At 33.2% G+C, this 24,033-nt stretch carries 23 protein-coding genes; 14 read left to right on the top strand and 9 right to left on the bottom strand.

Annotated features, from left to right (window positions below; all coding sequences use genetic code 11):
* Window positions 1–11: 11 nt before the first annotated feature.
* From CSUIS19072_RS05300 to CSUIS19072_RS05290, 3 genes are all read right to left on the bottom strand, one after another.
* The gene (locus CSUIS19072_RS05300; RefSeq protein ID WP_086292982.1) at window positions 12–551 is read right to left on the bottom strand and encodes a dTDP-4-dehydrorhamnose 3,5-epimerase family protein; all 540 of its coding nucleotides are present in this window, start codon (window positions 549–551) and stop codon (window positions 12–14) included.
* Complete coding sequence (locus CSUIS19072_RS05295; protein WP_086237994.1) at window positions 551–1,777, bottom strand: DegT/DnrJ/EryC1/StrS family aminotransferase; 1,227 nt, start codon at window positions 1,775–1,777, stop codon at window positions 551–553. The genes CSUIS19072_RS05300 and CSUIS19072_RS05295 overlap by 1 nt, the downstream gene beginning before the upstream one ends.
* A gap of 138 nt (window positions 1,778–1,915) precedes the next feature.
* Window positions 1,916–2,587, bottom strand: a complete 672-nt coding sequence (locus CSUIS19072_RS05290) for an outer membrane beta-barrel protein (RefSeq protein WP_086242293.1) — start codon at window positions 2,585–2,587, stop codon at window positions 1,916–1,918.
* Window positions 2,588–2,768: 181 nt separating this feature from the next.
* Here CSUIS19072_RS05290 and CSUIS19072_RS05285 point away from each other — a divergent pair, with 181 nt between their 5' ends.
* From CSUIS19072_RS05285 to CSUIS19072_RS05255, 7 genes are all read left to right on the top strand, one after another.
* Window positions 2,769–3,821 (top strand): glycosyltransferase, encoded by a 1,053-nt coding sequence (locus tag CSUIS19072_RS05285; RefSeq protein WP_086237991.1) that lies wholly within the window; start codon window positions 2,769–2,771, stop codon window positions 3,819–3,821.
* On the top strand, window positions 3,818–5,836 hold the full coding sequence (locus CSUIS19072_RS05280) for a capsular polysaccharide biosynthesis protein (RefSeq protein WP_086292984.1): 2,019 nt from the start codon (window positions 3,818–3,820) through the stop codon (window positions 5,834–5,836). Before CSUIS19072_RS05285 ends, CSUIS19072_RS05280 begins: the two co-directional genes overlap by 4 nt.
* Window positions 5,833–7,029 carry a capsule biosynthesis protein gene (locus CSUIS19072_RS05275; protein WP_086292986.1) on the top strand — a complete coding sequence of 399 codons (1,197 nt, stop codon included), beginning with the start codon at window positions 5,833–5,835 and terminating at the stop codon, window positions 7,027–7,029. The genes CSUIS19072_RS05280 and CSUIS19072_RS05275 overlap by 4 nt, the downstream gene beginning before the upstream one ends.
* Window positions 7,030–7,093: 64 nt before the next feature.
* Entirely contained in the window at window positions 7,094–7,876 is a 783-nt protein-coding gene (gene kpsM / locus CSUIS19072_RS05270; RefSeq protein ID WP_086292988.1) for a capsule polysaccharide transporter KpsM, read from the top strand.
* Complete coding sequence (locus CSUIS19072_RS05265; protein ID WP_086237987.1) at window positions 7,873–8,538, top strand: ABC transporter ATP-binding protein; 666 nt, start codon at window positions 7,873–7,875, stop codon at window positions 8,536–8,538. Before kpsM ends, CSUIS19072_RS05265 begins: the two co-directional genes overlap by 4 nt.
* A complete protein-coding gene (locus tag CSUIS19072_RS05260; RefSeq protein WP_439099126.1) occupies window positions 8,535–9,677 on the top strand; it encodes a capsule biosynthesis protein in 1,143 nt (380 codons plus the stop codon). Before CSUIS19072_RS05265 ends, CSUIS19072_RS05260 begins: the two co-directional genes overlap by 4 nt.
* Window positions 9,678–9,680: 3 nt before the next feature.
* A complete protein-coding gene (locus CSUIS19072_RS05255) occupies window positions 9,681–10,880 on the top strand; it encodes a glycosyltransferase (protein WP_086292991.1) in 1,200 nt (399 codons plus the stop codon).
* A 42-nt stretch (window positions 10,881–10,922) separates the two neighbouring features.
* Here CSUIS19072_RS05255 and CSUIS19072_RS05250 read toward each other — a convergent pair whose 3' ends face one another.
* Complete coding sequence (locus tag CSUIS19072_RS05250; RefSeq protein WP_086237985.1) at window positions 10,923–11,645, bottom strand: DNA-methyltransferase; 723 nt, start codon at window positions 11,643–11,645, stop codon at window positions 10,923–10,925.
* Complete coding sequence (locus tag CSUIS19072_RS05245) at window positions 11,638–12,696, bottom strand: DNA cytosine methyltransferase (protein WP_086237984.1); 1,059 nt, start codon at window positions 12,694–12,696, stop codon at window positions 11,638–11,640. The genes CSUIS19072_RS05250 and CSUIS19072_RS05245 overlap by 8 nt, the downstream gene beginning before the upstream one ends.
* Window positions 12,697–12,752: 56 nt before the next feature.
* Here CSUIS19072_RS05245 and CSUIS19072_RS05240 point away from each other — a divergent pair, with 56 nt between their 5' ends.
* Entirely contained in the window at window positions 12,753–13,943 is a 1,191-nt protein-coding gene (locus CSUIS19072_RS05240; protein WP_086242290.1) for an HNH endonuclease signature motif containing protein, read from the top strand.
* A 575-nt stretch (window positions 13,944–14,518) separates the two neighbouring features.
* On the opposite strand, the gene CSUIS19072_RS05235 is transcribed toward CSUIS19072_RS05240, so the two are convergent.
* Window positions 14,519–15,448, bottom strand: coding sequence for a ribose-phosphate pyrophosphokinase (locus tag CSUIS19072_RS05235; protein WP_086237982.1), 930 nt, complete (start codon window positions 15,446–15,448; stop codon window positions 14,519–14,521).
* 143 nt (window positions 15,449–15,591) lie between these two features.
* Between CSUIS19072_RS05235 and CSUIS19072_RS05230 the strand changes: the two genes are divergently transcribed.
* Together CSUIS19072_RS05230 and ccoS are read left to right on the top strand one after the other, a co-directional pair.
* Window positions 15,592–17,949, top strand: coding sequence for a heavy metal translocating P-type ATPase (locus CSUIS19072_RS05230; RefSeq protein WP_086292993.1), 2,358 nt, complete (start codon window positions 15,592–15,594; stop codon window positions 17,947–17,949).
* A gap of 2 nt (window positions 17,950–17,951) precedes the next feature.
* Complete coding sequence (ccoS, locus tag CSUIS19072_RS05225) at window positions 17,952–18,173, top strand: cbb3-type cytochrome oxidase assembly protein CcoS (protein ID WP_086242288.1); 222 nt, start codon at window positions 17,952–17,954, stop codon at window positions 18,171–18,173.
* 56 nt (window positions 18,174–18,229) lie between these two features.
* Here ccoS and CSUIS19072_RS05220 read toward each other — a convergent pair whose 3' ends face one another.
* Window positions 18,230–18,538, bottom strand: a complete 309-nt coding sequence (locus CSUIS19072_RS05220) for a c-type cytochrome (protein ID WP_086237979.1) — start codon at window positions 18,536–18,538, stop codon at window positions 18,230–18,232.
* A 158-nt stretch (window positions 18,539–18,696) separates the two neighbouring features.
* On the opposite strand from CSUIS19072_RS05220, the gene gmhB reads away from it, so the two are divergent.
* Genes gmhB through gmhA form a run of 4 tightly spaced genes read left to right on the top strand, consistent with a single transcriptional unit; the run spans window position 18,697 to window position 22,105 of the window.
* On the top strand, window positions 18,697–19,197 hold the full coding sequence (gene gmhB / locus CSUIS19072_RS05215; protein WP_086237978.1) for a D-glycero-beta-D-manno-heptose 1,7-bisphosphate 7-phosphatase: 501 nt from the start codon (window positions 18,697–18,699) through the stop codon (window positions 19,195–19,197).
* Entirely contained in the window at window positions 19,194–20,159 is a 966-nt protein-coding gene (gene rfaD, locus CSUIS19072_RS05210) for an ADP-glyceromanno-heptose 6-epimerase (protein WP_086292995.1), read from the top strand. Before gmhB ends, rfaD begins: the two co-directional genes overlap by 4 nt.
* Window positions 20,159–21,535: a D-glycero-beta-D-manno-heptose-7-phosphate kinase gene (gene rfaE1, locus CSUIS19072_RS05205; RefSeq protein ID WP_086242307.1), complete on the top strand. Its 1,377-nt coding sequence runs from the start codon at window positions 20,159–20,161 to the stop codon at window positions 21,533–21,535. The genes rfaD and rfaE1 overlap by 1 nt, the downstream gene beginning before the upstream one ends.
* Window positions 21,536–21,544: 9 nt before the next feature.
* Window positions 21,545–22,105, top strand: a complete 561-nt coding sequence (gene gmhA, locus CSUIS19072_RS05200) for a D-sedoheptulose 7-phosphate isomerase (RefSeq protein ID WP_086292997.1) — start codon at window positions 21,545–21,547, stop codon at window positions 22,103–22,105.
* Here gmhA and waaF read toward each other — a convergent pair.
* Both waaF and CSUIS19072_RS05190 read right to left on the bottom strand, forming a co-directional pair.
* Complete coding sequence (waaF, locus tag CSUIS19072_RS05195; RefSeq protein ID WP_086293000.1) at window positions 22,098–23,018, bottom strand: lipopolysaccharide heptosyltransferase II; 921 nt, start codon at window positions 23,016–23,018, stop codon at window positions 22,098–22,100. The two genes, gmhA and waaF, sit on opposite strands and share 8 nt — an antisense overlap.
* Window positions 23,002–24,018 carry a glycosyltransferase family 4 protein gene (locus tag CSUIS19072_RS05190; RefSeq protein WP_086293002.1) on the bottom strand — a complete coding sequence of 339 codons (1,017 nt, stop codon included), beginning with the start codon at window positions 24,016–24,018 and terminating at the stop codon, window positions 23,002–23,004. The genes waaF and CSUIS19072_RS05190 overlap by 17 nt, the downstream gene beginning before the upstream one ends.
* Window positions 24,019–24,033 lie beyond the last annotated feature (15 nt).

The following is a 24,033-nucleotide window of genomic DNA, read 5'->3' as shown; positions in this document are numbered from 1 at the left end:
GAAAAATATTTTTATTTTTGCATTGCCATTATGTCTCGCTCTGATAATATTGGATTAGTTGTAGGCCATTTGATGCCTATTCTTGGATCATTCCATGCGTAGGTAAATTGCTCATTAGCATCGGTGTATTCTCCTTTATAAGCACATTTGTAATAATATACCGCACTTTTAGAGCTTACATAATGAGCATTTCCAAAACCAGCTGGCACTAAGATCATTTTTTGATTATCAGCATTGATTATAAACTCTTCATATTGTAAATATGTCTGTGAATCTTCGTTACAATCTACCACCACTTGATGGATCTCTCCATATACGCAAGTAGCAAATTTATATGTATTTTTATCGCCGTGAATACCGCGAATAACATTATTTTTAGAATGAATAAACTTATCGTGTATAAATTTAAGATTATCTGGTAGAAGTTTATCAATAGCTTGGCTTGTAAATGCCGACCAAATCTCGCCCCTTAAATCTCTAAATTTATTAGGCGTGATGATATAGACACCCTTTAATTTTTTAGACTCTTGTATATCAAACTCTATCGCCATCACGCAACCTTTAAGGATACAGTATGAGCGATAGAGGTTTGGAATTTGCTATTTAGAGGTCTGCCCCCCCCTATGACGCTATTTAAAAGCTCGATTTGAGCACTTATATCTATTTGATGATTTCCTACAAAAAAGCCATTTGTTTGTAGATATTTTGCGTTTTTTAGCTCACCATAAATTTCATAATTAAAATATTTAATAACTTCATTTTGAGTAAAATCACCTGTAGCAATAGGGCGATACTCGATATTATTTGCTTCTAAAAGCTTGATTATATCAGCTCTTTTTAAATTTGAATTAGGCTTTATAATTAGAGAAAATCCAAACCATGAACTAGAGCCGATCTCTTTTTGTATAATGAAATCTGGATGATTTGCGAAGTATTTTTGGAAAAGCTTGGCATTTTCTCTTCTGTGTTTTAAGAAATTTGGAAGCTTTTTGAGCTGTTCTATACCTATGGCTCCACTCATCTCAACTGGGCGGACATTATATCCAGGAAGTACGAATCTAAATGACTCGCTAAACCAATCATCGCTTTTTGGTGCGACGAGATTATCTTTTGGTAGATTTCTAGTCCAGCCGTGTGCCCTTAAACAAAGTAAAATATGGTAAAGCTCCTCATTATCAGTAACTACAAAGCCGCCCTCCATCGTAGCCATATGATGAGAGTAAAAAGTAGAAAATGTCCCCATAATCCCAAATGTTCCAGCTTGTTTGCCATTATATTCAGCCCCCATTGATTCGCAGTTATCTTCTAATAAGATTATATCTTTGTTAGCTATTATCGCATTGATAGTATCAAAATCATTTGGATTGCCAAGTAAATTCACACACATTATCATCTTTGTCTTATCGGTAATGGCATTTTTTAGTGCTTCTAAGTCGTAATTTAGTGTTTGTAAATCCACATCAACAAACTTAAGCCTAAGACCGTATTGATGAAGTGGATAGTATGTAGTACTCCAAGATACTGCTGGAACTATTACTTCATCTCCTCGTTTGAGCTTGGCATTTTTAGTGTAAAATAGAGCAGCGGTAGCGATTAGATTTGCTGTTGAGCCTGAACTTGTCATAACAGCATATTTTGAGCCGACAAATTTTGCAAAGTCTCTCTCAAACTCAGCAACTTTCTTACCCATCGTAAAAATATCGCTTTTGATGACTTCATTGATAGCATTTAGCTCTTTATCATCCCATGTTGATGATGCTAAAGAATACCCTTGCATAAAAACTCCTTCCTAAGAAAATGAAAGGCAATTATACAAAAAATTTCTTAAAATAATACACAAATTAAAATACGGCTCAATTCTAATAAAGTAATTAAATTTTTTAAATAAAAATAGTGTATATTTTATATTCTATTTTTAAAATTTATAACTTACGCCCAGATATGCTGATGTATCAAGCTGTTTTAGCCTAAATGGCTTATTTTCTATCTCGTAGGTTGCGCCACCATAATCAAAGCTCAAATTTAAATCTTTACTTTTATACATTGTGTGCATAATTCTCGCACCAAATTCTATATTCCATTTATCATCTACTTCATACAAGGCACCTAATTTAGCTCCATAGCTAAATCCATCAAGAAAGTTAGGAATAGCTGGGGCTATATCTTGTATTAAGCTATTTTCTACATCAAATTCGCCCAAAGAGTATCCTACAAATACGCCTATATCAGCCCTTAAATTTGGTTGTATTAATGGAGTGTAGTCATATCCTAATAAAAATCTATGAGAGGTAAATTTATATTTTTCCCACTCATTTGCTATAACTACGCCGCCTATTTCGATATTGTAGCTTCTGCTGCCGATTGATTTGCCACCATATTCATATGATAGAGAGTATCTATGCGTATCATCTACTTGATAGCCAAATTTAGGTGATAATAAGAGATTATTATCTGATATTAAGTCATAGTTATCCTCATCTACTGAGCTATGATTAAATCCACCACTAAATCCGATAAAATACCCATCAGCTAGAGCAAATGTGGCGCTTAAAGATAGTATGAGAACTGTAGATTTTAATTTAAACATATTTATCCTATTTATTTTTGATTTAAAGAATTATAGTGATGCTTTTATAAAATATTGCTTAATTTGGTTAGCAAATCTAGATAATTGGATATATTTTGTATTAAATTTATTTATATTTATTTTATCCTTTATTGGGTATAATCTTCGGATTTTATTTAATCTTTATTAATTAGGATTTTAATTGATTAGTTTTATTGTCCCTGTGTTTTATAAGGATAGCTATTCGTTTATTTATCAGCGTGCTGTGGAGTTAATAGATAAATTTAGCAATCATCCCAAAATTGAAGTAATAATTGCTGATTCTAGTAAGAAGCCTAGCTTAATTGCTAATTCTGACAATGTTAAAATTATTTATACTTATAGCGCAGATAGAGTATTTTCTCCTTCTAAGGCTCGAAATAAGGCTGTTGAAGTAGCTACTAAAGAGTATTTATTTTTTTATGATGTAGATATGGATTATTCTAATAATTTTGAATTTTTATTATTTAAAGAAATTGAAGATAAATTAAAAACTAATCAGGTTAATTTTATAGCTATTCCGTTTTTATATCTTACTAAAAAGGGGACTTATATTTTTGAGTCAAGTAAGAATTTAAAAATTTTAAAAGATAATTTTTTATTGGGGCAAAATGATTTAGTTGAAAGTATTTCGCTTAATAGTTCGGCTATGGTTATGAGCAAGGATTATTTTATTAAAATGGGTAAATTTGATGATGAATTTGCTGGTCATGGCGGAGAGGATTTTTATCTTATACATCGTCTTTGTGCTTATAATCCACATTCAATTAAAAATGCAGATTATTATCAAGATTTTAAGACACCATTTATTGTAAATTCCAAAGGATTTAGGCTTTATATGGCTTATTATTCATTGCCAAATTTTTTTAAAGATCTAATATTAATACATAGGTGGCATCCTCGACCTTTAAGTAATAATTTTTATTCTCAAAAGCCAAAGAATGAAAATTTATTACAAAAAAAGATGATTGAATTTGATTTAAGATTTAAGGATTCTATTTGGAATTCATCAAAGCCGTTAATAGATATAAAAAGTTTTATTATAAATCTTTTAAATAAGAATGGTTATGATCCTAAAAAATATATAGGATTTTTCTCTTATGCTAATGGGGTTAAGCCTATTAAGCGCCCTATAGGTAATAAAATAAGAAAATTATTTTTAAAACCTCAAGAATTTTTTAAAGATATGAAATATATAGGTAGATTAATTAAATGAATGGCTATATTTTTTATATTAGAAATGTTTTAAGCGTGTTTGGCAAAAGAAAATTTTATGGTTGGGGCAGAAAGAGAACTGGAAAATTCGCAAATTATTTAGCAGATAAATTAAGTGGTGAATTTCGCCTTTTAGAAGATGGTTTTATCCGCTCGGTTGGGCTAGGGGTTGATGGTGCTAGATTGCTTAGTGTAGTTGAAGACGATATAGGGATATACTATGATGCCACTAGACCAAGCAGATTAGAGATGATTTTATCAAATTATGAATTTAGCGATGAGCTATTACAAGATGCTAGGTGGTGCATGGATTACATCATCACGCATAATATTTCAAAATACAATAACGCCCCAAATATCACTCAAGAATTGATAGAAAAATATGAGCTAAATAGAGGCAAAAATATCCTTATAATTGCTCAAACTAGTGGCGATGCGTCGTTAGTTTATAGTTTTAGTGATAAATTTAGCACCAATGAGATTGTAAGTTTAGCTATAGATGAAAATCCTGGCGCAAATGTGCTTTTAAAAATCCATCCAGATGCCCTAAGTGGTAAGAAAAAATCCGATATAGATATATCAAATTTACCCCCGCAAATCAAAATCATCACTCAAGATATAAATCCAATCTCGCTTTTAAAACACATAGATAAAGTCTATACCAAAAGCTCTGGCATGGGCTTTGAGGCTTTGATGTGTGGGTGTGAGTGCGTCTGTTTTGGGGTGCCATTTTATGCTGGCTGGGGGCTAAGTGATGATAGGGTAAAAGCACCAAATAGACGCAATAAAAAGCTAGCCATAGAGCAGTTATTTGCTGGGGCGTATATGATTTATGCTAAATATATAGACCCATACACAGGGCAAAATACCACGCTAAAAAGGCTATTGCCGCAGATTAATACCATAAAAAATGCTAGGTTAAATCAAAGTGGTAAAGTAAAATTTTCATTTGGATTTTCTATTTGGAAGCGTAAATTTATACTTCCATTTTTGGGTAAAAATTTGAAATTCATAAGCACATTTAGTAAAGATCCGCTTAAAATAGCCTTAAAAAATGGGTTAGATAATAATTCTCTAGTTTATATCTGGGGTAAAAAAGAGTATCCAAAACTACAAAAATGGTGCGATGAAAACGGAGTTTTGATAACTAGAGTAGAAGATGGCTTTATCCGCTCAGTTGGGCTTGGGAGTGATCTTACAAGACCATACTCTTTGGTCTTTGATGATTTGGGGATATACTTTGATACTAGGTTTGAAAGTAGGCTAGAGCAGATACTAAACTACCATAAATTTAGTCAGTATGAGCTTGAATTTGCGAAAAAGTTAAGGGAAATTTTAATAAATAGTAAAATTTCGAAGTATAATGATGATAAAGATGGTATAATTGCGTCTCAAAATGGCAAAAAAATTGCTCTAGTTATCGGTCAAGTCGAAGATGACGCTAGTGTAAAAATCGGTGCTGATGGAATGAAAAATATAGAGCTAATCAAACAAGCAAGGTTAAACTCGCCTAAGGCTCATATCATCTACAAGTCTCACCCAGATGTGCTAAGTGGCAATAGAATAGGCAAAGTAGATGAAAAAGAGGCGTTAAAATATTGCGATGAGATAGTAGCTGGAGTGAGTATGCCTGTGCTACTTGATTTAGCTGATGAGATACATACGATGACATCTACTAGCGGATTGGAAGCTATTTTGCGTGGTAAAAAAGTCATTTGCTATGGTAGGCCATTTTGGGCTGGCTGGGGACTAAGTGATGATAAAAAATCACTTCCTAGGCGTTATAGAAATTTAAGTATAGATGAGTTAATAGCTGGGGCGTATATAATCTATCCAAGATATATTCATCCTGTAAATTTAGAGCCTTGCAATGCTAGTGATTTGGTTTTGGCGCTACAAAAGCAAAAAAAAGAGTTACAAAAACCTATAAATGCGTTTTTTCATAAGATAAATTCGCTATATGCTAGAGTGGGGCAAAAAATTTTATATATAGTTTTATTTATGGTAAAAAAATGAGATTAGAAGATAGAATTACTGATATTAAAGGCAAAAATATCTTGCTTTTACAAGGTCCTATGGGGGATTTTTTCAATAAGCTTGATAATATTTGTACGCAAAAGGGTGCTTTTGTTACAAGAATTGGCTTTAATGCTGGCGATGCGTATTTTTCTAAAACCAAGAGTTATTTTGCCTATAAAGGCAGACCAAAGCAGTGGGCTAAATTTATTAATAAATTCTATCAAGATAATAATATTGATATTGTTTTTTTATTTGGGGATTGTAGATTTTATCACAAGATTGCTATTAAGATAGCAAAGGGGTTGGGAATTGATGTTTATGTATTTGAAGAGGGGTATTTGCGTCCTGGATTTATCACAATGGAGTATTATGGGGTAAATAACCACTCTAGAATGCCTAGAGATAGGGAGTTTTATGATAATTATAACCCAAAGACCAAGCCATTTTCAGCCAAATCAACCTCTACTTATGGCTTGATGGCGTGGTGGGCGACGCAGTATTATTTGGTATCAAATATTTTCTATTTTCTATACCCACATTATATCCATCATCGTGATTTTTCACCTATTAAAGAGGGTTTTTATGGAATAAGAAATTTAATTAGAAAGATTAAATATAAATTTACTGAAAGAGATTTAAATGGGCGTTTCGAAGGGGAGTTAAGCGAAAAATACTATTTTGTAGCACTTCAAACTCACGATGATTTCCAAGTTAGAACGCACTCTAGATTTAGAACTATGGAGAGTTTTATTGAGTATATTATCTCATCATTTTCTAGATACGCTCCTAAGGATACAATCTTGATTTTTAAGCACCATCCTATGGATAGAGGCAAGAAAAATTATAACTCATACATTAGATATTTAGCCAAAATTTATAGGGTTGATGGCCGCATAATGGCTGTGTTTGATGCTCATCTGCCTACAATTATTAAAAATTCAAAAGCCGTAATACTCATAAATAGCACTGTTGGATTAAATGCTCTAAGCTACTCTAAGCCCGTAATTTGCCTTGGCAAATCTATGTATGATATTAAGGGGCTTACTACTAAGGATTTAAATTTGGATAAATTTTGGAGCATTCAATCCCCAGTAGATAAGGAGCTTTATGCTAAATTTAGAGCCTACTTAATAGATAATACTCAGATAACTGGAAGCTACTATTTAAAAGATGGAGTAGAATTTAAATAGATTTTGAGTTGATTTGTAACCTTATTTTGATATAATTTTTTAAAACAGCTTTGTGGAGGATATAGTGCTAAATGTTATAAGAGCGCTATTTTTTAGAGAGTTAAAGACTAGATTTGGCAAAAATAGGCATCTAGGTTACTTTTGGGTAGTTGGAGAGCCTTTAATGCAGATATTAGTAATTACCACTGTAATAACCTTAATTCGCGAGAATATCACTCATTTAGTTGTCCCTGGTGGAACTCCTGTTTTTATGTTTTTAGCTTGCGGGATTATCCCATTTTTTATGTTTAGAAATATTGTTACGCAGCTTATGGGTGGGATAGCTGGAAATTTATCTTTATTTTTTTATAAGCCCGTTAGACCAATTCATGTATTTTTAGCTAGAGCTTTGCTTGAGTTTTATATGCACTCTTTGATATTTTTATGCGTGATGATTTTGGCTGGGTGGTTTATAGGTTATAATGTAGTGCCTAGGGATTTTTTAGCTATGTTTATTAGCGTTCTATTGATGGTGCTATCTGGATTTAGCCTTGGTGTGATTTTTGCGATTATTACGCATTTTATTGAGCCGCTTAAGACTATTTTTACATATTTTACAGTTGCTTTATATATACTATCTTGCGTTGTTTTTCCTATTTGGATTATCCCATCTGATATATTAAAATATATGCTTTATAATCCTATGCTACATATTTGTGAGAGTATAAAGCACTACTATTTTGATGGTTATCCGCTAGTTGATGGGATAAATTTATTCTATCCTTTTGTTTGTAATATCATAATGCTATTTATAGGATTTTGGTTTTACTACTATAAACGAAGAGAACTTGTAGCGAGCAGACCATGATAAAATTAGATAATTTAACTAAATTTTACCCACTAAGCAATGGCGATAAGCACTTTGTATTTCGTGAATTTACCTTTACTTTTCCAGATGATTGTAGTATAGGCTTAATTGGTAGAAATGGAGCTGGTAAATCCACTCTTATGCGACTACTAAGTGGGGCTGATATTCCAAATGCTGGTAGAGTCATCACTGATAAGAAAATCTCATGGCCTGTTGGTCTAGCTGGAGGATTTCAGCACGCACTTTCAGCTAGGGATAATGTCAAATTTGTAGCTAGAGTTTATGGATACAAAGGTGAGGCTTTAGAAGAAAAAGTGCGATATATAGAGGAGTTTGCAGAGATTGGCAAATACTTTGATGAGCCGATGAATACATACTCTTCAGGTATGAGATCACGAATTGGTTTTGGGCTTAGTATGGCTTTTGATTTTGATTATTATCTCATAGATGAAGCTGGTGCTGTGGGAGATGCTAAATTTAAACAAAAAAGCGATGCAATTTATAAAGAAAAATTAAGCAATTCTAAGGTAATAATGGTCTCTCACAATATGAGCGAGATAGAGCAGTGGTGCGATAAGGTGATCTTAGTAAATTGCGGTATGACTACGGTTTATGATGATGTCAAAGAGGGGATTGAGATGTATAAAAGGATATGCAGTTGAATAAAAGAGCTATGATTTTAAGATCAATTAAGGATATAAAACAGCATAAAGAGCGTCTAAATAGACTTGATAGTTTTAAAACTGTGATTTGTATAATGATTGTGGTGATATTTTACTATACCTTTATCGCTGCTGATAGATATGTTAGTAATGTCTCTCTAAGTGTCAAATCCACAGATGGTAGCTCGCCAGTATCTTTAAGCGGGATAGAGAGTTTAGTGGGAGTGGCATCTAGTTCAACTGAAGATATCAAGCTTTTACAAGAGTATATAAAATCCTTTGATATGCTCCAAAAACTTGATGAAAAAATAAATTTAAGATCGCTTTATGAAAAGCAAAAAATAGATCTATTTTTCCGTATCTACTCATCAACTAGCAAAGAGAGCTATCTAAAATATTATAGAGATAGAATTCATATATTATTTGATGATACAACAGGGCTTTTAAATGTCGCTGTAGAAGGCTTTAGCCCTGAAGATGCTCGCACTATTTCAGCTGCTATTTTAGAAGAGTGTGAGAGATTTATAAATGAAATTTCACACAATATTGCTAGAGAGCAGTTACGATTTGCTCAAGGTGAGTTAGAAAATGCTAAGCAAAAGTATAAAGATGCTAAAAATGAGCTTTTAGCTTTTCAAAATCAATATGGTATCTTCGATCCGCAAAGTTTGGTACAAACCAAGGCTGGATTTATCACAGATATAGAGTTGCAAATCTCTAAAAAAGAGACCGAGCTAAATACAATGAGAAGCTATCTAAATGAGAATGCGCCTGAAATTTTAGCGTTGAAAGCTGAATTAAGAGCGCATAAAGAGCAGTTAGAAAAAGAAAAACGCAAGGTAGCATCAAATGCATCGCAAGATAGGTTAAATGATGTTGTGGCACAATTTGAAGCTTTATATCTAAATTTAAACTTTGCTGAAGATGTCTATAAAACGGCTATTAAGGCAGTTGAGACAACTAGAATTGAGATAGGCAGAAAGGCTAAGCAACTAGTGGTAATCCAAAGTCCATATGAGCCACAAAGTGCCAAATATCCAGATAAAATGTATAATATTATCACAATTTTTATAATTTTGACATTGATATTTGGTATTGTTAGGCTTATTCGTGCTATTATCGATGAGCATAGATATTAATCTATGAAAAAACCATATAAAAGCGGTATTTTATTAGCAGCAACTAATAATTCCGCCTTTGCCATTGGGGCAATGGTAGCTAATATCACTGAGGTGATGAGTGGCGAGGTGGATGTATTTTATATTGTTCATGATGGATTTGCTCAAAGTGAGATGGAAGCATTTTGTAGGCTTTGCGATGGTATAAAAATCAAATTTATTAGCTTTACTAAGGATGATTTCGTCACTAAAATTCAAGCTTTTGGCGATAAAAATAGCGCTAATTTAAATTCCCCATTTCTCTCTCGTTGGACGCATATGGCTTATGGAATGTTTGAGCCGCTTTTGCTACTTGATGAGTGTGAGTGTATAATATATCTTGATTTTGATATTATGCTGCTTAAGGGGATTGGCAAGCTTTTTAAATTTAAAAATTACCATTTTGGAGCGCACCGAGGCAAAAGCTTATTAAACCCAACGCTTAAAGATTATAATGGTAAATTTAGAAGCTATAGGGTCTATAGAAGCGGTATTGTAGCCTACTATGATACAATACCAAATCCAAAAGAGTGTTATAAGCAAATTTATAATTACAGCACCAAATATGGAGTAAATGACCAAGGGGTGCTTAGTCTATTAATATTAAATAGTAATTTTAAAGTCAAAGAGCTAGGCTATGAATATACAGGTAGCACATATTGGCGTAAAAGTATCGGATATAGTATTATTCACGCTTGGGGAAGAGATGGGAGATTTTGGAATAATGAGCTAGTTTATCAATTTTGGGGAGAAATTTGGAATAGCTATTATCAAAAATGGTTAAAATATGGCGGTAGCGAGTATAAAGGTGGCTTTATTTGCAAGGCAAATTACGCTATAGAGCGAATAAGATATCATCTAGCTTACAAGCTTGGGTATGCAATGGTACAAAATTACTATAGTATATTTGGAAAATTTAAACTACCTTTTATTTTATTAGCTATTTATTTAAGGCATAGATGCGAACAAAAAGAGTATTTTAAGATAATCCAAAACAAACCACACCTCAAAGTCCCACCGATAGAGCATTATGAGGATTATAAATCCGCCTTAAAAGAAAGGCAAAGCATACCATATAAACTTGGCTTAGCCTTGATAAATGCTAGTAAAACCTGGCATAAAGGTGGATTTGTAAAATTATATTTTGATATTAAAAAGATTAAAAAGGGAGATAAAATAACATAAAGATAGAAAAGCAAGGTTTTATAAAATCGAAATTTATTATGTTTATAAATCTAATGAAATTTGGATTGAAGCTTTTTCTAGTCTATTTTTTGCTATTTCAAAATAATTTTTATCTTTTTCGATCCCTATAAAATATCTATTTGCCATTACGGCAGCTACACCAGTAGAGCCTGAGCCCATAAAAGGATCTAAAATTATATCATTGGAATTTGTATGAATTTTAATGATCTCGCTCATTAGAGCTAGTGATTTTTGAGTAGGATGAGATGTTCGCTCCTTGCCAGCTACTACTGGAAATTTGTATAATGAGCGTAAATACGGCAGATTATCTGTTTTATTAAAAGTCCATTTGGCACCTTTTTTAACAGCCCAAAGAGCAAATTCCATGTCTTGAACATAGCGACGATTAGTATTTCTTGGCATAGGATTATTTTTTTGCCAGACTAAAATATCTTTTATTTCAAGGTTTGAGCTTTTGCAAACTTTGCAAATATCACTAATAAATTTATAAGAGCAAAATACAATAAAAGAACCATTTTGATCTAAAATTTTAGAAAATTTTTCTATCCATTCAAGCAAGGCAAAATTATTATCCCATAATCCAAAATCCACACCTTGACGAGGATTTTTCATAGTTGAAAAATTGTTTTTTTTTGAGATATTATAGGGTGGGTCTGTGATTATGTGATTTACTTTAATCTCTTTTTCTAATGCATTTTCTATCCAACAAAACGCATCAGTGTTAAATATTTCATATCTATTCATAATAAAACTCTTTTGCTATTTCATCTGCTAGAGCTTTTGCTAGTAGCGGTGGGACAGCATTGCCAATTTGCTTACAAACTTGTGTTTTTGAGCCACAAAATATAAAATTATCATCAAAGCTTTGAATTCTAGCAGCCTCCCTTGGTGTAATAGCTCTATTTAAAAAAGGATGTGAGTTTGTGCCGTTGCTTGGTGTGTCAAATCTAGTATCAATAGTGGGGCTTGGCTCATCCCATTTTAATCTCCCCCAAGTAGTGTTAAATTTTTGTTTTCCATGAAGTTCTTTTGGCAAATGCTCTTTACCGCTCTCGCAAGGTATCATTTTTAGTTTTTCAAGTGCTGTTTTAGAGTGATTGCTGGCTTTATGATATTGTAAAAATTCGCCTCTAAGCATTTTTTGATATTGGCTTTGGGCTTGATTTTGATACTGGCTTGTTATTTGCCCCTCTCCACTTTCTAAATAAGAAAGATCGCTAATTGCGTCTTTTACATTTACGTAAATTTCTTGTTTTTTAGGAAATTTTAGTTTTTTATTCTTTGCAGCTAAAAAAAATGCTCTTTGTCTATTTTGTGGCACTCCATAGTCTTTTGCATTTAGGATATCACAATTTACTTGATAGCCTAGTTCTTGAATTTTTGATAAAATTTCATTTTTAAAATATCCATTTGAACAAGCTAAAAGATTTTTTACATTTTCTATTACAAAAACTTCTGGTTGTAATTCTTTTACAAGCTCCAAATACTCTAAAAATAAAAAATTTCTAGAGTCATTTAATCCTAATTTTTTACCTTTCAGACTAAATCCCTGACAAGGAGGGCCGCCTATTATCATATTGACTTTAAGCTCTTGTGCTAAATTTATGATTTGTTTTTTTGTACTTTTGTCTGTGATATCTCCACAAATAGTTTGCGCACATTTGAAGTTGAGTTTAAAAGTTTCTATGGCTGAATTTTCAAAATCAAGCGCAAGCAGGGTTTTAAAATGCGGATTTTTGTCAAAACCAAGCGAAAAACCGCCGGCACCACAAAATAAATCTAGAATTTTAAACACGCAAGTCCTTTATCTTTTTTGTTATAATACAAAAATTCAATTTATAGGAACATAAAATGAAAGTTAGCGAGTTTTTAAACAATACTCAAAGCCCTTTTGTTTTGGGAGCATTTTTTTCTAGATATGTGATAGAAAAAGGATTTATACAAACTATATCTCAATATAAATCTACAAAATTTCTAGATGATAGCATTTATAAGAGTAGTTTACCTCTATATTTGGATGCGCTAAATTATCAAAGTAGTGATAGAATTTGGGAATATAAAAGTAAAACTTCATTTCAAATTGTATTAGAAAATGATTTGGATTTAAATAATGATAGATTTTACAAACTATTACTTCGCAAAATTATGTTAAGTCCATTTTTTATAGGCGAAATTTTAGATGATGATAAAAAGGAATTCATAAGAGGATTTTTTGAAATTCGTGGTAGTGTGGATACAAGCAGACCATATTTAAGTCAAGATTATTTTTATAACTCAGAGCTTGAGCTAAAAAGATTAAGACTTTTAATAGATAATTTTAATATTCCAGAAGAAGCTTTTAATATAAATTTTAGAGAATTACAATCACAATTTGTAAGTGGAGAAAATAGGCGCAATACACAATTTCGCATAAATTTATTTTGGTATATTAAAAATATAGGTTTGATAAATGAATATAAGGCAAAAATAATCAAAGAAGTTTATGGAATTAACTATAAAAGAAATATTGATGAAATATTTTATTTTGAGTGTGAAGAACCAAGTTTTACAAAAGCAATGATAAATGAAAGACTGGGTTTTTATTTAAATACAATTTATGGTAAAAATCTAAGCAATTATGAAATTGATAAAATTCGCAAAGATTTAGAGTTTGAAGAAGAGAAAAATGATAAATTTAAGCGTGATGTAAATATAGTGAAATTTATGCGTATTTATGCACCTGATATTTGCGCTGGCTGTAATGATATTTACAATATTAAAGACAGAAGTTTTCTGACACGGCAAAATCGCTATTATACTGAAATTCACCATTGTATCTCTGTGGGTAAAGATAAAGAGCTTGATGTGCTTGAAAATCTTGTAAAACTCTGCCCTACTTGCCATAGAGCTCTTGGCAAAGGCTCATCAAGTGCTGAATATCAAAAAGAGCTAATCAAAAGAATACTAAATTCAAATCAGCAAAACTTAGAATTTGCTAAAATCATCTTTGCTAGTGATGATATAAACATTTTAGTAGAAAAAATACAAGAAAACTTAAAATAACATTGATGAGTTTAAAAAAACTTGGTATAAGAGAGGATTGTTTAAGCTATATTTTGATATTAAAAAGATAAAAAATGAGTATAATCAGTAAGATTAGTGAATGATATAAGCAAATAAATAGCTGATTTTAGGGCTAAATTTAGCAGTGTAGTTATAAGCTAGTATGAATGATTTAAAAGAGGCAGTTTGCTCATACTCTCAATACTACAAAATTAGCTAGATAATTTCATCTGTATAAGCCAAGTAGCCCAGCACTATCCCCATTAAAACAAATCCAAATAATATTGAAGTTATGTTTATAGAAGATGAGTAAGATAGTTAAAATTTATTAGCTAGAAAAAGAGTTATATTTAGAGCAAATGCGGTTCATATCCCTAAAATTTATCAAGATATTTTTAAAGCTTTTAAGGCTAAAAATGAGATTTATAGCGTAATTTTAAGCTTGAATTTACTAAGGCGTTATTTGGCTTTAGTAAGGCGTATGATATTAATGAAGATTAGATCACTCTAGCAGTGGCTAATTATAGATGAGTTGGGCTTAAAGTGTTACTAAATTATAGCAACACTTTAATATATTAATAAAACAAGCTATTTACGCTCTCATCGTGATATACTCTACGGATTACTTCGCCAAATAGTGGGGCAGTGCTTAAAACCTTGATATACGGGCTTTGCTCTTTAAGTGGGATGGTATCAGTCGTTACTAGCTCATCTAATGCCCCGCTATTTATCCTATCATATGCTGGGCCACTTAAAACAGGATGAGTACAAAATGCCATTACGCTTGTGGCGCCATTTTTCTTAAATACCTCAGCAGCCTTTACTATAGTTCCAGCTGTATCTATCATATCATCTATTAAAATCACATCCTTGCCATTTACATCGCCTATTATATTCATAACTTCGCTTTCATTGGCCTTTTCTCGGCGTTTATCTACTATTACCATATCTAAATTTAAGCTCTTAGCAAGACTTCTAGCACGAGCTACGCCACCTACATCAGGGCTTGCGACAATAGGATTTTTAAGATTTTTACTTTTTACATAGTCTAAAAATACGATCGTTCCATATAGATTATCAACTGGAATATCAAAAAAGCCTTGAATTTGCCCAGCGTGAAGATCCATAGTAACAACCCTATCGATCCCAGCAGTTTGCATCATATTTGCTACTAGTTTGGCTGTGATTGGCACTCTTGGAGCGGCTTTTCTATCTTGTCTAGCATAGCCAAAGTATGGCACAACCGCAGTTATAGAGCTAGCGCTTGAGCGTTTTAGAGCGTCTGTTAAGATTAAAAGCTCCATCAAATTTATATTAGCTGGCGCACAGGTTGGCTGAATGATAAAGACATCTTTACCACGCACGCTCTCACCGATTTGGACACTAATCTCACCATCGCTAAAACGCTTTATACTTGCTTCACTTAATGGAATTCCCAAATATTTTGCTACCATTTTAGAAAATTCCACATTTGCTGTCCCAGAAAAAATCTTATATCCACGCATTTTTATCCCTTAAAATAGTTAAAAAATTTAATTCTATCCTAAATTTGCTTAAAAATTTAAATATTAATCGCAAAATAAATTTAAGTTTCTGAGCCATATGTAAGCAAATTTATTATAAAATCCTATAAAAATTTAGGGTTGGTATGGGAAATTTTATCTGTTTGCACTGCAAGGGCGAGTTTGACAAAAGTGCGATAATCACTGATGAGAGCGGACATGAGTTTTGCTGTAATGGGTGTAAGAGCGTATATAATTTTTTAAATTCCCATAATTTAGGCGAATTTTATGATAAATTAGGCAATCAAAAACACTTCAAAGCACCAAATTTGGCCAAAATTGATAGCGAGGCATTTTATAAAAATTATGTTAGAAATAGCGATGGATTTTGCGAAATTTATCTTATAATTGATGGAATTCACTGCTCAGCTTGCGTATGGCTAAATGAAAAGGTGCTTATATCAAGCGATGGGGTTGTTGATTTTAGCTTAAATTCAGCTACACATAAGGCCTATATAAAGTGGGATGATAGCGTAATAAAATTAGATGAAATCCTACGCAAAATTAACTCCATAGGCTACATACCAATCCCATACGATCCTAAAAAAGCAGATTTAAGAGCGAGTCAAAAACGGCGAGAATTTTACTCTAAGATGCTTGTTGGGCTCTTTTGTACTATGAATATTATGTGGGTGGCGGTGGCTTTGTATGGTGGGTATTTCAGCGGAATGAGCGATGATATCAAGGATATTTTACATTTTGCTGAGTTTGTTTTGGCCTCTCCTGTGCTGTTTTATACAGGAAGTGAGTTTTACAAAGGGGCGTATCTTGCCATTAAAAATCGCCAAGCTAATATGGATTTAAGCATTTGTGCTGGGGCTAATATAGCCTATTTTTACTCAGTTTATGCTATGCTTAGTAGAAATGGCGAAGTATATTTTGACTCTGTGGCTATGATAATTACATTTGTATTTATAGGTAAATTTCTTGAAGTAATTAGCAAGAAAAAATCCATTGATACTATTGACTCTCTTGGAACTCTTTTGGTAAATCAAATTTATGTAAAATCCAAAGATAAATTTGAGCTAAAAGATGTAAATGATATTAAGCCAGGAGAGATTATCAAGGTGCGTAGTGGTGAGCGAGTGATGATAGATGGGGTCGTGGCTAGTGGGGCTGGGAGCTTTGATCTATCTAGTATTAATGGCGAGAGTTTGCCGGTGGTTATAAGCGAAGGCCAAAAGATTATAAGCGGAGCTGTGTGCGTAGATGGGAGCGTAGAGTATAGGGCTAGTGAGCTATTTAAAAGCTCTATTCTTAGTAAAATAATTGATCTATTAAATAAAGCAAGTTTTAAGAAGCCAAAAATTGAGCTTTTAGCTAATCAAATTTCAGCTAAATTCTCTCTAACTATCCTTTTGCTAGGGATTTTGACATTTGCGATTTGGCTTTTTAATAGCGGAGAGATTAGTAAAGGAGTGATAGTAGCTGTAAGCGTGATTATAATCGCTTGTCCGTGCGCTTTAAGTCTTGCTACTCCGGTGGCTACGCTAATAGCCTTAGGTAGTGCGATGCGTGGTGGGATAATATTTAAAGAAGCTAGGATAATTGAGAGCTTGGCTAAGTGTAGTTGTGTGGTATTTGACAAAACTGGCACACTATCAAAATCCAAGCTTAAAGTTATTAAAGCGACAAAATTTAAAGAGTATAATCAAGATTTATTATACTCTTTGGCTCTTTCATCTACTCATCCTGTGAGTGTGGCTATAAGGGATTTTATCCTTGCTAAAGAGCTTAATTTAAGCGATATAACTAACCATAATGGCTTAGGTATGAGTGCGAAATATGGGGATTTGGATATTTATGGCGGTAGTGCGAAGTTTATGGCTCAAATGGGATTTGGGGAATTTGAAGCGAGTGGACTAGAATATCATTTTGCTGTAGGAAAAGAAGTTGTGGCGAAATTTGAGCTTGAAGATGAGCTAAGAGATGAGTCAAAAGCCGTTATAAATAGCTTAAAAAAAGATGGATATAAGGTAGTAATGCTAACAGGCGATAATGAACTCACGGCCTCTAAAATCGCTAACACTCTTGGAATTAGCGAATTTTATGCTAGTCAAAATCCTATTGAAAAATCACAAATAATACAGAGGCTAAACTCAAAAACCCCAGTTGTGATGGTAGGCGATGGCATTAATGACGCAGTGGCGTTAAGTATGGCAAGTGTGGGGATATGTATGGGAAGTGGAGCGCAAATTAGTATAGAAAAGAGTGATGTAGTCTTGCTAGATGATAATTTAAATTCGCTTTTAAGGGCTTTGAAGCTATCTAAGCTAACTTTTAGAACTATTAAGGAGAATTTGATTTTTACCTTGATTTATAATGCTCTTACAATCCCTCTTGCTATGATGGGTTATATAATACCGCTATTTGCGGCAATTTCTATGTCTTTAAGCTCTATAATTGTGGTTTTAAACTCAACTAAAATAAGATTAAAAGGATAAAAATGGGCGCTGTGATAGCTATAATGCTTGGGATATCTACTTTGCTTGGTGCGTTGGCGCTTTTTGGGCTTTTATGGGGTGTAAAAACCAAGCAATTTGATGACTATTCTAAATTTTTAGATGGGACAAAATTTGATAGTGAAGATGCGTTAAATGATGCTGTAAATTTAGAAAATCGTAAAAAAGAGCTTATGAAAAATAAGGGTTATAGACCGCCAGATTAAGATAAGAATTAAAGATATTTAAAAGAACTAGCTAGGATAAACCTAGCTAGATAGAGTTATTTAAGAGTTGAAATGTAGTTGTTTACAGCTTCCATATCAGCATCGCTTAAAGCAGCCATTTGACCTTTCATGATAGCACCCATATTGATTTTACCTTTACCATCATTTAATGTACCAGCTTTGTAAGCTTTCATATCAGCTAATCTTTGAACTGGATCTGTATCAACTAGAGCTGGAACTTTATTTAAATATTTTTTTTCAGCTTTAGCACCATGACAAACTGCACATTTTTTGTATATTGCAGCACCATCAGCAGCGAATGCACCAACACAGGCTAATGCAACCAATAGAACTATTTTTTTCATTTTTTATCCTTTTGAAAGATTTAATATGAGTATTATAGTGCCAATATTCTGAAATTTAGATTAAATATTATAATTAAATTTTAATTTAGAGATATTAATTATCCAAAAATTTATGATTATTAAGTGAATTTAAACTAAAATATAGATAAAATCAGCCTATGGAAAAGATTAAAGCACTATTTTTAGATCGTGATGGGGTGATAAATAAAGACCCAGGATATGTTTATCGCATAGAGGATTTTGAGTTTATGCCTGGAATTTTTGAGGCTTTAAGTGGTTTTATGGCACTTGGATTTGAAATTTTTGTAGTTACAAATCAGTCAGGAATAGGTCGTAAATACTATACCCAAGCTGATTTTGATAATCTTAGTTACTATATGATTAGTGAGTTTAAAAAAAGAGGCGTAAGTATCAAAAAGATATATTATTGCCCTCACACTCCAGATGATAATTGTAGTTGTAGAAAGCCAAAATCTGGTATGTTTTTACAAGCTTTGAGTGAGTTTGATATAGATATGAAAAGCTCAATTATGATAGGGGATAAAAAAAGCGATATAGAGGCTGCTAATAGTGCTGGTGTGGGTAGAAGCTTTTTGATTGATGGGGATAAATTTAGTAGTGTTTTAGATATTTTAGAGTGTGTAAAGGGATATGAATGAGAGTATTGATAACTGGCGGAGCGGGATTTATAGGCTCGAATTTGGCTAAGCATTTTATGAGTGAGAATGAGGTTTTGGTAGTGGATAAATTTCGCTCTAATGAGACCTTTAGTAATGGAAATTTAAAAAGCTTTGGACATTATAAAAATTTAATTGGCTTTAAAGGCGAGATTTATTGCGGTGATATTTGCGATATTGATACAATTAAAAAAATGCGAGATTTTGCTCCAGATGTGATATATCATCAGGCTGCTATCTCTGATACTACAGTGGCTGAACAAGATGAGATTATGAGAGTGAATTTAAACTCATTTAAAAGCATTCTTGATATAGCATATGAAAATGGCTCTAAAGTGATATACGCTAGTAGCGGTGCGACATATGGAAATGCTCCAAGCCCACAAAGCGTAGGCGTGGGCGAAAATCCTGGTAATGTCTATGGATTTAGTAAGCTTATGATGGATGAGATGGGGCGAGAGTATCACGCTAAAACGGGACTTCATATAGTTGGGCTTAGATATTTTAATGTATATGGAGATGGGGAGTTTTTTAAAAACAAAACCGCATCTATGGTATTACAATTTGGATTACAAATTCTAAGCGGCAATGCCCCAAGACTCTTTGAAGAAAGTGATAAGATAAAAAGGGATTTTGTATATATAAAAGATATAATCTTAGCCAATGAATTAGCCATAAATGGAGATAGTGGGGTCTATAATGTCGGAACTGGCAATGCTAGAAGTTTTCAAGATATTGCTGATATTTTACAGAAAGAAATTGGTGTAAGCTTAGGCAATGAGTATATCAAAAATCCATTTGCATCGCAGTATCAATACTTCACTCAAGCTGATATATCGCCTACTAAAACTAGCTTAAAATATGAGCCAAAATATAGCCTTGAAGATGGCATAAGGGATTATTTACCAGCTATAAAACGAATTTATAATAGTGAGTTTAAGTGATGGCTAGAGTTTTAGTAGTTGGGGATTTGATGATTGATCACTATATATGGGGAAGTTGTGATCGTATAAGCCCAGAAGCACCAGTCCAAGTAGTAAATATAAAAAATGAGACCAAAAGATTAGGCGGTTGTGGCAATGTGGTTTCAAATTTAATCGCTCTTGGAGCTGATGTTGGCGTGGTGAGCGTGGTTGGCGATGATGAATTAGGTAGTGAAATTTTAAAGCTTTTAAAAGATCGTGGTGCTAAAATCGAGCTAGTGATCGCACAAAAAGGACGCAAATCTAGCCAAAAAAGCCGTATAATGGTATCTCATCAGCAAGTTTTAAGACTAGATACTGAGAGCGTTAGCGATATAGATTGTGCTGATGAGATCATAGGTAAATTTCAAAGTATATTAGAAAATTATGATATTGTCTTGCTTAGTGATTATGGTAAGGGCGTTTTGAATGATTATCTAACAAAGCAGATAATCACAATTGCTAAAAAAACCTCCAAAATGGTCTTAGTAGATCCAAAAGGCAAGGATTATAGTAAATATAAAGGCGCAACGCTTCTTACGCCAAATAAAAAAGAAGCAAGTGAGGCTTTGGGCTTTGTGATTGATAGCGATGAGAAGTTAGAGTTGGCCTTAAAAAGTATGAAGATGAATTATGAGCTAAAATACTCTTTAATCACTTTAAGCGAAGATGGAATAGGGCTTTTAGATGATGAGGTGAAGAAATTCCCCGCATTAGCAAAAGAGGTCTTTGATGTAACTGGTGCTGGGGATAGCGTTTTGGCTACTTTGGGATATTGCTTAGCTAGTAAGATGAGTATCGAAGAGGCTATAGCTAATGCGAATTTAGCCGCAGCTGTGGTAGTAGGCAAGGTAGGCAGTGCTGATGCAAGCTGGAAAGAGATAGAGAGCTTAAAGAGTAAAAAAATAGGCTTTGAGAGAAAAATAGTCAAGCTTGATGAGCTTTTAAAGATTGATAGAAGTGGTAAGAGCTTGGTATTTACAAATGGGTGCTTTGATATTTTGCATTTTGGTCATATCAGCTACTTACAAAAGGCGAAAATGCTTGGAGATATTTTGGTTATTGGGTTAAATTCAGATAGCTCAGTTCGAGCTTTAAAGGGCGATGATAGGCCGGTAAATATAGAGCTTGATAGGGCAGCTATGCTGTGTGCGATGGAATTTGTGGATTTTGTCGTGATATTTGATGATGATACGCCTTATGAGCTTATTAAGGCCATTAGCCCTGATGTGCTTGTAAAGGGTGCTGATTATGAAGGCAAGGTGGTTGTGGGTAGTCAGTTTGCTAAAAGAGTTGAGCTAATTGAGTTTGTAGAGGGCAAGAGCACTACAAAAATAATAGAAAAAATAAGAAATTAAAGGATAATTATGAGTATATTTAGCGATGAGTTAAAATCACATTTAGAGGTGGCAAATTCGATTTTGTCTATTGATGAATATGTGATGAAAGTAGCAAATATCATTATAGATACGCTTAAAAATGGCAATAAAATAATAATTTGTGGTAATGGCGGAAGTGCAGCTGATGCTCAGCATTTTGCGGCTGAACTTACAGGTAGATACAAAAGCGAGAGAGCTTCACTTGGTGCTATAGCGCTAACTACTGATACCTCTGCACTTACAGCGATTGGTAATGACTATGGGTATGATATGGTATTTTCAAGGCAACTTAGCGGAGTAGGTAGGGCTGGGGATTTGCTAGTTGCTATTAGCACGAGCGGAAATAGTAAAAATGTATTAAACGCTACTCAAGTAGCTAGAGAAAATGGGATAAAAAGCGTTGGATTAAGCGGCAAGGGTGGCGGAGCTATGAATGATATGTGTGATATAAATATCGTAGTTCCATCTGATGATACGGCTAGAATTCAAGAGATGCATATTTTGATAATTCATACGATTTGTCAAGTGGTAGATTGTGCTTTTAGCTAAGCTCATCAATTAAATTTAAAACGGCACTAGGTTTGAGTGCTTTCATACACTCATGAGTGCCGATGGGACATACTCTTTTCATACATGGCATACAATCTAAATTTAAGTGAGCCAATCTAGCATTTGGGTTATTATATGGGCTTGTACGAGTAAAATTCGTTGGTCCAAATAGTGCTATGGTAGGGGTTTTGAAAGCTGCTGCTATATGCATTGGGCCACTATCGTTGGTTATAAATAGCTTAAGCCCAGCTATATGGCTAGCTAGCTGGCTGATTGTCGTTTTACCACAGAGATTTTGGTGGGTTATGCTATTTTGGTTTAGAATTTGGCTAATCTCATCACATATATCGCTCTCTTTATCGCCGCCAAATATCAATATATCAAATTTATCGCTCAATTTAGTTGCAACATCAGCAAAGTAGCTTGGATACCATCTCTTAGCACTTCCATATGTAGCGCCAGGATTGATGCCTAGAGTTGGCTTTGAGTATTTAATGGGGGTGAAATTTAACTCTAGTTGATCTGTTAGAATATCGATATTTAGTAGTTTTGAGCTAAAATTTAGATAATCAACAACAAGATGGCTATTTTTATCAATTGGTTTATAAACTCCGCTTTTTGCCGCTCCTATGAAAAACGCCAAAGCCTTAGAGGCAAGGTGGCTTCTAAAGCTGATAAATATATCAAATTTGGGTAGTGATTTGGCTAATTTATATAGATAAAGTAGGCGAAATTTGGATTTTTTAGAGTTATCTACTATGATATTTCCGCTTTTTTCAAAAAGAGCAGTTGAGGCGTATGAGCCAAAAAAAGTTAAATCCGCATTTTTGAAATTTGCCTTTATATTTGCGATGGCTGCACTACTCATCACTCCATCGCCAAGCCAAGTAGGCAACTCAATGAATATTTTCACTAATGACCTTTATTATTTGATTTAGGCTTTTATCTGTTGTAAAATCTTTGGCTAATTCAATATTTTTAGCTGATATTTCAACCATTAAATCGTGATTATTTAAAAGCTCATCAATATATTTTGCTGTATCATCAGTAGATTTTATGATAAACTCATCGCCTAATATCTCACTAGCTCCGTTATTAGCAGTAGTAAAGCATATGGAGCCATAGCTTAACGCTTCTAAAATTTGGGTGCTAAATGGGTTATAAAGCGATGGTAAAACAAATATATCAGCTGCTTCGTAGTATCGATTTAGCGTTTTTGGTGGTTGCTTGAAGATCGCTCTAACTCCAAGCTTTTTAGCCATTTTTCTATATTTTGGAGCGGATTTATCGCTACTTATGATTATAGCATTTATCTTGTTTTGAATTTGGCTTAATAGCTTGATAAACTCAGCCACTCCATCGTTTTTTAAATTATTAGATATAAATAGGATAATTGAGAACTCCATATCCAGGCTAAGCTCTTTGCATAGTTGCATTTTAGCACTGCCTTTTTGCACCTGGGTTGGTAGGTTAATTCCAGGGTAGATTGTGCTAATTTTATTTGGTTTTATATCATAAATTGTCTCTAATTGATAGCGTGTTAGGTTTGAGTTTGTTATGATTTTTGCGGAGTTGTTTATGCAGTTTTTCTCAATTTTACTTCTAATAAGACTTAATGGATTGAAAAACCAAAATTTATCTAGTCTTTTATATATCTTTTGTACTCCATCACTAGCTAGATATATATCAGCACTATCAAATCTATCTAAGCATACATATAGCTCATCACTCTTTTGCTTTTTGGCAAGTTTGTTTATTTTTAATAGTTTTATGATGGGATTTTTACCCTTTATATTATCATAATTTCTACTTGTGGGATTAAAGCCTTTTGAGCTTAAAGCTGATTTTAACCTCTCTAAAAATCTTTGGTTTTTATTTGTAGAGTTTATTTCTAGGATTGTTATATTTTTCATATTTTCATTTTATCA

Origin of the sequence: Campylobacter sp. RM19072, assembly GCF_024723485.1 — a bacterium.
Classification (GTDB): domain Bacteria; phylum Campylobacterota; class Campylobacteria; order Campylobacterales; family Campylobacteraceae; genus Campylobacter; species Campylobacter porcelli.
Note: the sequence above shows the minus strand (reverse complement) of the source record. Positions and strands in the feature narration are given on the sequence as shown.

Excerpts from the sequence above, each read along its gene's own strand:
- CSUIS19072_RS05300 (WP_086292982.1), bottom strand. The coding sequence starts at position 551 with ATGGCGATAGAGTTTGATATACAAGAGTCTAAAAAATTAAAGGGTGTC.
- CSUIS19072_RS05295 (WP_086237994.1), bottom strand. The coding sequence starts at position 1,777 with ATGCAAGGGTATTCTTTAGCATCATCAACATGGGATGATAAAGAGCTA.
- CSUIS19072_RS05290 (WP_086242293.1), bottom strand. The coding sequence starts at position 2,587 with ATGTTTAAATTAAAATCTACAGTTCTCATACTATCTTTAAGCGCCACA.
- CSUIS19072_RS05280 (WP_086292984.1), top strand. The coding sequence starts at position 3,818 with ATGAATGGCTATATTTTTTATATTAGAAATGTTTTAAGCGTGTTTGGC.
- CSUIS19072_RS05275 (WP_086292986.1), top strand. The coding sequence starts at position 5,833 with ATGAGATTAGAAGATAGAATTACTGATATTAAAGGCAAAAATATCTTG.
- CSUIS19072_RS05265 (WP_086237987.1), top strand. The coding sequence starts at position 7,873 with ATGATAAAATTAGATAATTTAACTAAATTTTACCCACTAAGCAATGGC.
- CSUIS19072_RS05255 (WP_086292991.1), top strand. The coding sequence starts at position 9,681 with ATGAAAAAACCATATAAAAGCGGTATTTTATTAGCAGCAACTAATAAT.
- CSUIS19072_RS05250 (WP_086237985.1), bottom strand. The coding sequence starts at position 11,645 with ATGAATAGATATGAAATATTTAACACTGATGCGTTTTGTTGGATAGAA.
- CSUIS19072_RS05240 (WP_086242290.1), top strand. The coding sequence starts at position 12,753 with ATGAAAGTTAGCGAGTTTTTAAACAATACTCAAAGCCCTTTTGTTTTG.
- CSUIS19072_RS05235 (WP_086237982.1), bottom strand. The coding sequence starts at position 15,448 with ATGCGTGGATATAAGATTTTTTCTGGGACAGCAAATGTGGAATTTTCT.
- CSUIS19072_RS05230 (WP_086292993.1), top strand. The coding sequence starts at position 15,592 with ATGGGAAATTTTATCTGTTTGCACTGCAAGGGCGAGTTTGACAAAAGT.
- ccoS (WP_086242288.1), top strand. The coding sequence starts at position 17,952 with ATGGGCGCTGTGATAGCTATAATGCTTGGGATATCTACTTTGCTTGGT.
- CSUIS19072_RS05220 (WP_086237979.1), bottom strand. The coding sequence starts at position 18,538 with ATGAAAAAAATAGTTCTATTGGTTGCATTAGCCTGTGTTGGTGCATTC.
- gmhB (WP_086237978.1), top strand. The coding sequence starts at position 18,697 with ATGGAAAAGATTAAAGCACTATTTTTAGATCGTGATGGGGTGATAAAT.
- rfaD (WP_086292995.1), top strand. The coding sequence starts at position 19,194 with ATGAGAGTATTGATAACTGGCGGAGCGGGATTTATAGGCTCGAATTTG.
- rfaE1 (WP_086242307.1), top strand. The coding sequence starts at position 20,159 with ATGGCTAGAGTTTTAGTAGTTGGGGATTTGATGATTGATCACTATATA.
- gmhA (WP_086292997.1), top strand. The coding sequence starts at position 21,545 with ATGAGTATATTTAGCGATGAGTTAAAATCACATTTAGAGGTGGCAAAT.
- CSUIS19072_RS05190 (WP_086293002.1), bottom strand. The coding sequence starts at position 24,018 with ATGAAAAATATAACAATCCTAGAAATAAACTCTACAAATAAAAACCAA.